The sequence below is a fragment of the Photorhabdus heterorhabditis genome, from assembly GCF_001280945.1.
Taxonomy (GTDB): domain Bacteria; phylum Pseudomonadota; class Gammaproteobacteria; order Enterobacterales; family Enterobacteriaceae; genus Photorhabdus; species Photorhabdus heterorhabditis.
The window spans coordinates 1-4,481 of the sequence record NZ_LJCS01000119.1; the positions used below are offsets into that span (position 1 = coordinate 1).

General features: G+C 38.9%; 4 protein-coding genes and 1 pseudogene. 1 reads left to right on the top strand and 4 read right to left on the bottom strand.

What is annotated here, in order from left to right; genetic code table 11:
- A partial coding sequence (locus AM629_RS24080) for a hypothetical protein (RefSeq protein WP_161804258.1) occupies positions 1-192 on the top strand: 192 nt, incomplete at its 5' end.
- 584 nt (positions 193-776) lie between these two features.
- Here the strand turns inward: AM629_RS24080 and AM629_RS20520 are convergent.
- The 4 genes and pseudogenes from AM629_RS20520 to AM629_RS24085 all read right to left on the bottom strand — a co-directional run.
- Positions 777-1,568, bottom strand: a complete 792-nt coding sequence (locus AM629_RS20520; protein ID WP_054481600.1) for a hypothetical protein — start codon at positions 1,566-1,568, stop codon at positions 777-779.
- Between the two features lie 249 nt (positions 1,569-1,817).
- Complete coding sequence (locus AM629_RS20525; protein WP_054481601.1) at positions 1,818-2,882, bottom strand: DUF6708 domain-containing protein; 1,065 nt, start codon at positions 2,880-2,882, stop codon at positions 1,818-1,820.
- A 2-nt stretch (positions 2,883-2,884) separates the two neighbouring features.
- On the bottom strand, positions 2,885-3,955 hold the full coding sequence (locus AM629_RS20530) for a DUF6708 domain-containing protein (protein ID WP_054481603.1): 1,071 nt from the start codon (positions 3,953-3,955) through the stop codon (positions 2,885-2,887).
- Between the two features lie 2 nt (positions 3,956-3,957).
- Positions 3,958-4,481, bottom strand: a pseudogene (locus AM629_RS24085) (hypothetical protein); the annotation flags it as partial.

Here is a 4,481-nt window from a genome sequence, read left to right on the forward strand (position 1 = left end):
ACTTGTTGCAGTCGCTGGCAGGCGACTGCGTTAGGTACCAGACGGATTTCAACTCTGCGGTTGGCAGCACGCCCCGCAGCCGTTGAATTGGTGGCGACCGGCCGCGTTGCACCTTCGCCTTGGACGGCAGAACCCAATTGTTCCGTCCATAATAAATTCGGGAAACAACAAACCGGATCAGATATTTCCTGACCGGCGGTTTAACCGAAACATAAATAATAGCGCAGACCCTTTATACGCTATCAATTAATGTCTGCATTAACAGGATACGCGGTTTATGAATAAGGCCATTCTCTTAATGGGTGCATATAAAAATCAAGTCTTCATTCATCAAAAAGCACAATTTGCCTAATACCGAGATAATATAACCATTGAGACAAAAAGATAAATCCCAGAATATTAAACAAAACATAAACAAGATGACATTTATTTACATATAAAGGTTGCTCATTCAAATACAACCGGACAATCAATCTATACAATAAAATAATATTCATTATCATTATCTTTTAACTCGGTATAACCAACGTCATTTTCAAACCTGTAACTTAAATACGTAAAATTGTCGTAAAAAAGAATGAATCTCAATTTCAAATGAGAATGCATCCTCCTATACTGTAATCCAAAAGTATAACTTTCTTTCTGTTTCTCAATGGGAGAGCATAAAGCGATAATATCCGCCTGTTCTTGTCAATGCCAGTATTGGAATAACATTCATATCTCACTCAACACCTGACCACCGTGAGTGGTTTTATCGTGAATACGGATAATGCCTTTCATTCTATAGCCTCTTGTTGTATTAACCTTTTTTCAATTTCGTCAATACCAGCATAGGCATCAACTATTTCAATAAGATTACGATTAATATTCACAACTTCCTTCAATGAATCAGTATGGATAACAAAACTAATAATATTTTTGCCTTTTTCCTTCATCAACACCTGATCACAACCTACCTGATACGTTTTACTAAATGCAGAAGGTGTAATAACCAATTGATTGTCATAAATACCTAACACCGGTCGAAAAGCAAGGCGAATACCGTTAAAAGCAGATACGATTGCAGCACTAGCTAACACTTTCCCCATAGATGCTTCATAACCTGTATACCCCATAGATACTTCTGCACTTAACTGAATAATAGCAGCTACACCCAATAAGACTGCGATTATATAAAAACGTTCCTGACGGAAATGAAGGTAAGGAGAAAGTTGCTTTTTATTTACCCATTTAAATAGTGGAAACCCAGAAAAACGTAAATTGTTATAGCTAAAAAGAAAACCGATGATATAAACAAACCCCAAGGGAAGTGTTATAAAACCAGACAACATAGCCAAAAAGAGCGCCAGCTTTTTATGAATGAAAAGCAATAATACACTAACCATCTGTATCGCAATAGCAATGGCTATCAGTTTGGCTATAGGATAAAGCTCTTTAAGAACTTCTTGCCCCTGATAACTTAAACTATTTTGAGCTGTCTGCTGTAATTGCAAATAATAAAAAAATCCTCCGATAACTATCAAATTAATAATCAAACCTAACCAAAGGACGATACTCAGATTTTTCATAAGAATTCCAATCAATCATTTTAACTAAACTTACGGTTTATCTTGTATTACACAAGCTTTCTTTCGGACGAGCGGAAATCATTAACTCATTGTTAATTTCAATTTTCCTTGCATGAGACAGTTACTTTTCGTTTTTTACCTTTTCATCTTTAACCTCTCCTATCATTACACCTTCGTCGGTTTTTTCCAGGAAAAATAGCCGCGTCGAAAATAAAGCCGGGAACAATAATTTCGTTCATATGCTTGCCTTTATTTATCCGTAGATGAATGCGCCATTGCAATTTTCTCTTGCAAACGCTTATGTGCTGATAACTGGCGATCATGTAATGCCCTGCGTTCTTCCCGCGTCTGATTCGCCAACACATAACGCCATAAATGCACGGGATTATTCGCGGCACTGACATTAATCGGGTCATCAGGATCAACCTGACAAGTCTCTTCTACTTCCTGAGGCCATTGCGGCATTTTACTGGTCTGCATTGCAATATAACGGGAAACACTGGAAATTAAATCAAATGGCAGCTTTACGATTCCAAAAATCCAGTTTAAACGAGAATTCATCCGCATCAGATACTGTAATCCAAAAATGTAGCTTTCTTTCTGTTTCTCAATAGGAGGACATAAAGCAATAATATCCGCCTGCTCCTGTAAACCCTCTTCCTCCATATAGCAACGAATAAATTCCCAATAACCCGGCAACATGTCCCGTGGACCAGAAATCCCAAGGCTAAACGTCTCTAATACCGTTTCTTGATCGTCTGCCAGAATATGGCCGTCGATACTCCATTCCGGCCGCTTGACACCTACTATTGTCAGAGTAAAAAACACCGCTTTCCAAGGAGTCGATAATACCGTGCCATTAAAACGGTAAACATGGATCATCTGGGTTTTACGGTTAAACCGAATGGGATAATGTGTTGTAGCAAACCATTCTTTTAGAGTAAATTTGCCACCGAAATATATAAACAGAGATATAGCAGGTAGACAAATTAGAAGGCTTAACAGAATTTCATGATCTCCTTTTATATATTGGTAAATTGTGTAACCAATAGAAAATAAGGCCATGCCTAAGTGACAAAAAAACAATGTTGCAGTAAGCGAACTAGCGAATCCCTTATCCCCATAGTATTTATCTACTGTTTCCATATAAGTCGAATTCATACGGATCACCGTATTGTAATCAACAATATATTGACCATATTTACTATTTAGCTGAGTCGGTTTTCCCTGACAAAGTTGATCATGCTTCTCTACACAAGTTAAAGGGCGATTCAGTTTATAAGGGGTATATAAGCCATTTCCTTGCACTTGCATAATTATGCCTCCGCCGAAGTTGAATGCGCCATTGCAATTTTTTCTTGCAAACGCTTATGTGCTGATAATTGGCGATCATATAATGCCTGACGTTCTTCCCGCGTCTGATTCGCCAACACATAACGCCATAAATGCACGGGATTATTCGCGGCACTGACATTAATCGGGTCATCAGGATCAACCTGACAAGCCTCTTCCACTTCCTGAGGCCATTGCGGTATTTTGCTGGTCTGCATAGCAATATAACGGGCAACACTGGTAATTAGATCAAATGGAAAATTTATTAGTTCAACAAACCACTCCAAACGAGAATTCATCCGTATTAGATACTGTAATCCAAAAATATAACCTTCTTTCTTTTGCTCAATAGGCGGACACAATAAGATAATATCCGCCTGTTCCTGTAAACCCTCTTCCTCCATATAGCAACGGATAAATTCCCAATAGCCCAGAATCAACTCCCGAAATACTCCAGAAAATCCCAGACTAAATGTATCCAATACAGTTTCCTTATCGTCTGCCAGAATATGACCGTCAATACACCATTCCGACATCTTGCCACTGTACTTGGTCAGAGTAAAAAACACCGCTTTCCAGGGAATCGATAATACCGTGCCATTAAAACGGTAAACATGAATCATCTGAGTTTTGCGGTTAAATCGAATGGGATAATGTGTCGTAGCAAACCACTCTTTTAGGGTCAGTTTGCCACTGAAATAGATCAATAGCGCAAAACCTGCTGTCAACACAGATACATCGAATAAAGAAGGGATTATCTTTCTATAAACAATATACTGATAAGCCATTCCACCATAAGCGTATAATATTAATCCAAAACAGATCAAAAAAAGCGGCGCAAATAGTGAACTAACAAATCCTTTATTTCGATAATACTTATCCACAGTTTCCATATAAGTCGAGTTCATACGGATCACTGTATCGTACTCAATCATATATTCGCCTGTTTTACCCATTAACCGGGTCGGTTTTCCTTGATAAAGTTGATCATCTTTCTCTTGCTGAGTCAAAGGACGATTCAGTTCGTAGGACATATAAAATCGACTTAATATCATAGTTATGCTCCCGCAGTCATTAATTTATTAAAAGCGTCCATTTCCATTCTGCTATCAGGCCAGATAACAGGAACATCCCCTTCACCTGCCGGAATTTTTCGCCACAAGCAAGCTATCAACCATTTCTGGATCTCATTTTTCTTTTTCATCTCCAGATAGATATTGGCGCCAAAGAATAGAACCAAGGCAACAAAAATACCTAATGGGCCTAAGACACCGGCAATCCACAAACCTACACTTACCGCCGAAATCAGATAGGCAATTCCCAATCTTCTATTTTTTTTGAAAAATATCTCATCTATTGCATGATAGCTATCCCAGACCACCCCAATGATCGCAGCCCGGGCGCCAAGGAATTTCACTATCTCAATCCCCCTCATTAACTTAAGTAGATTTTTCTCCCCCAAGACAGAACCCAGCAGAGGCTTTAACCTGAGTACCAGAAAATTATTCAACAACCGCTCACAGATTTCAGCAAGAGTCCCCATTGCAGCGACCAGATCCGCCGCAAACCGGGTACATGCCT